This is a genomic window from Pseudoalteromonas rubra, from assembly GCF_005887115.1.
GTDB lineage: Bacteria > Pseudomonadota > Gammaproteobacteria > Enterobacterales > Alteromonadaceae > Pseudoalteromonas > Pseudoalteromonas rubra_F.
In genome coordinates this window covers 1-3,510 of sequence record NZ_PNCJ01000067.1, presented here as the reverse complement: position 1 = coordinate 3,510, position 3,510 = coordinate 1, and the positions used below count along the sequence as shown (strand labels likewise).

The following is a 3,510-nucleotide window of genomic DNA, read 5'->3' as shown; positions in this document are numbered from 1 at the left end:
CATTGAGTGCGCACGACAGGGCAAGCAACCTAAAAGCTTGCGACGCTTTGCAGGCAACCCCAGAGCCAACAGGCCAAGTGGCCTCCCGTTTGAGCTGACCTACTATATTCAGCTGGTTGAATTAACAGGCCGGTGTATGCGGGCAGACAAACGAGGGTATATCAGTGATAACCAGCCGCTGCTGACCCGGTTGCAAATAGAGCCAGATAACTGGCTTAAACTTACCACCCGATTTACCAAAGTGTTTCATGGTGCAGTAGGGCGAAAACAGGCAATGACAGATTACTGTGAGCATCTGGAGAAAAAGCGACGCGCTAATCTGATGCAATGCGAGCGCCTATTGGCCTAGTTCCTCTCCTCCTTCTGTGTCGTTTCGACTTATCCTAACTCAGACAGGATGCGTATTCGTATATTTCGAACCCGACTGTTTTCAAGTCTTTCGTGAATGAACTGACTGCTTTCATTGCTCAGTGCATCCAGGAAGCGCGTGGTCTAATCATTTTACACTTCAATTTAGAACGTAGCCCCGGTACTCCGAACCAATTTAGGGTGGGTGTCCTCGGTTCCCCGTTATCTGGCGCACGCTGGTGCGGGTTGTATTCTTGGCGTTGCAACCAGTGAAGCTGGACAAGCTTCTGGTGGAGGCAGTGAAAGCTGCCTCACAGGGGCTGGCGGCGCGGTAGTTGGTGAATTGGTTGCCGATACCTACAAGGCCAAGAAGTTGGACGAGTTTTACCAAAAAGAAGCGCAACGTGCCAAATTGTTAAGCGACGCTGGGTATAGTGATGCTGAGATTGAGGCTTTCTACAAATCAGAAGGGGCTCAGCGTTATTTTAACAAGGAGATGGCTAAGTTAACCGCGGTGGGAGTCGATCTGGCCAAGCTCGGCGGCGCAACTGCAGCGCTAATTGCCAACAGTGATGTAAATCTGGCAGCCATGACAGCAGAAAATGCGGCTCAACATAACTGCTTGTTTTTAATTCCGCTAGGTCTGATGGTGCTCAAAGGCATTGACATTGCCCTGACCGCCAATGAGCTATATGAAATTTACGACACCATGGGCAAAAACCCTGAACAGGGTCAGGAAATGCTAGAGGAATGGCTGATAGAACAGGCCGCTGGCGGCATCATTGGTAAGGCAATCCCAGGCTTTAAAACGTTTGAAGAGATGCTTGACTATCTGAAGCGCAATGATGTTCTGTCAGCAAAAATGCTTAAAGATATCGAAGACAATATAGCCTCAGGTAAACAAGGCACGCCGAGTAGCGATATCAATGTTGTAAATGTCGTAGATAATCGTCTTAATCTTGGAGATGTGACAGGAGAGTTTGATTTTATAACTAAAGTAAAAGCTTCTCACGTTGGCAAATATAACGACGGCTTTTATGGTGAACAAGTTGCAAAACAGATTTTAGAGGAAAGCACAGGTCTGCCATTTAAAGATATCATCAGAAACGGCTCTAACAACGGTCCTGACTTGCCTGCGATTGACAGAGGAAACAAAACTATTTGGGTAGTGGAAGTGAAGTCCAGTATCAGAGGAGACTTCCCCGATCCAGATGATTTAGATTTGTATAACAGGACTGAAAAATGGATGAGGGACGCTGCCAAAGGTAAAATTGCGAATAAAGACGTTTCACCAGAGGCCAAAGAATATGCTAAAGAAATCGTAGATTTGATGGATAACCATGGCTTTTCATTGACACCAATGTTCGCAAAAGTAAACGTGCCTAGGCCTGTGACAAAAGATAATGCGCCTGACCCAAGTCAAATAGGCGTTGCAACCGTAACCCTTGTACCAGTAGGAAAACCATGACGGATAAAGCAAAAACACTTGAAAAATTTAATCGTGAGCGCAAGCGAGCATTGAAATACCCTGAAAAGTATCAAAGGGTATATGAAGATAACAAAACCGATCTGATGCATTATATTGACCGAGGCTGCGTGAAAAGGGAACCAGCAGTGAATGATCGTCTGCCATTTTTACCTTGGGAGCTGTTTATCAGCGAGATAAAAATACCAATTGATTACTATGAGTTGCAGGCACAAAAATTATTGGTTCAAGACGGGCAGCTTAGCTTAACATATGTCGGTCACAGTTTGAGTTATGCATACTTAGATTGTGTTTTTGAATACTTTAAGTCTCAGCGCTTTGTGACCCGCTTTGACAGAGAGCGCGAAAGAGGTGTATCACCAGACAGCGTCTTTTATCTGGCCATTGCGGTGATCCTGCAACAGTCTAAACATGCCTGCCATATCTTCCGGCTGTTTGAGGTTGGCTACCCCAGACACTGGGTGAACCGCTCAAAAAGCCATATCGGGGATTTGATAATTCTGTTGTTTGATGCCGCAAACGGCAGCAAATCCATGACGCCGATAGTGGATGGATTTGCCTATGCCGATATTGTTGCGGACTGGAATACGGAGGATTTAGACCTGCTCACGGCCCACCTGACCCGCTTATGCGACGACCAGGTGGCGCAGGTAGCCGCACCGCCCAGCAAGTGCTTTTTTGAGTTCGACAACGGGAACTGGCAGTTTACCCCCTACGCCGCGTTAATGTTACTGGCACTGCGTGCTCAGCACGGCCTGCCCAACCCGGATTTCAGCCATCCGGGGTTTGGCAATGTCACACATCTGCTGCCCGATGCGCCAGTTGCCCCCCTGGAAGACGAGCTACTCAGCCAGCTCCTGACCCGCATTCGCACACAGGGCTTTGATGAGGAAACCGCGCTACAGGCGTAAAAAGCAAACGGGCAGACTGATTTGAGTTTGCCCGCAACGAATATAAATGGAAACAGATGTAACAGTAATGAAGTCTTTAAAAAATCTTAGTTTAGTGTGTATCACTTTGGCCGCTGTGGGATGCAGCGCCGTGTCGTATCAGTCTATGGGTATTCGTGGCGGATATTCCGAGAAAAAACTGAACGACAACAGCTACCGGGTACATTACTCAGGTAACGGCAGTGTGTCACTGGAGCAGGCCATCGACTTTGCGCTTTTGCGCAGTGCGGTAATTGCTCAGCAGCACGGTGCTGATACCTTCACCAGCTCCAACCATTCTGCCAATGTATCGCGTTCCTATGCAGGCACACCAGGTGTATATGTAAGCAAGCCCAGTGTCTATCTGGATATTATACTACCAGCAACTCAAAGTGACGCAAAAACACTGGCTTGTGGTCAGTTCAGCGGTCTGTTTTCGCTGATGACATTGCAAAACGAGGTCCGTGCCTTCCATCACAATACACAGGCATGTATTGACGAGATACAGGCAAAATATCAGCTGAGTGAGCAGCAAATACTTGGCGTTTAGGTAAATCCGCTTTATTGGTCATTCAGCGAGACCAGGCAGCAAAGCCTTATCTCGCTGAATGTATCTATCTGCACTGTAATACAGGTACATAGGGTTGGGTTAGAACCGATAGGCGAGGCTCACATTGATACCCATTTCGCTGCTGTTACGGTCAAACCAGCTGGACTGATGGTAGGTTGTCTCCAATGTACCATACA

The 3,510-nt window shown here is 47.5% G+C and carries 3 protein-coding genes and 1 pseudogene; all 4 read left to right on the top strand.

Annotation, left to right across the window (positions count from 1 at the left end; genetic code table 11):
- Nucleotides 1-349 (top strand): annotated as a pseudogene (locus CWB98_RS23065) (transposase); the annotation flags it as partial.
- 372 nt (nucleotides 350-721) lie between these two features.
- Nucleotides 722-1,816 carry a hypothetical protein gene (locus CWB98_RS23060; protein WP_171045740.1) on the top strand — a complete coding sequence of 365 codons (1,095 nt, stop codon included), beginning with the start codon at nucleotides 722-724 and terminating at the stop codon, nucleotides 1,814-1,816.
- Complete coding sequence (locus tag CWB98_RS23055) at nucleotides 1,813-2,745, top strand: hypothetical protein (RefSeq protein WP_138546935.1); 933 nt, start codon at nucleotides 1,813-1,815, stop codon at nucleotides 2,743-2,745. The genes CWB98_RS23060 and CWB98_RS23055 overlap by 4 nt, the downstream gene beginning before the upstream one ends.
- 46 nt (nucleotides 2,746-2,791) lie before the next feature.
- Complete coding sequence (locus tag CWB98_RS23050; RefSeq protein WP_138546934.1) at nucleotides 2,792-3,313, top strand: CC0125/CC1285 family lipoprotein; 522 nt, start codon at nucleotides 2,792-2,794, stop codon at nucleotides 3,311-3,313.
- Nucleotides 3,314-3,510: the final 197 nt, after the last annotated feature.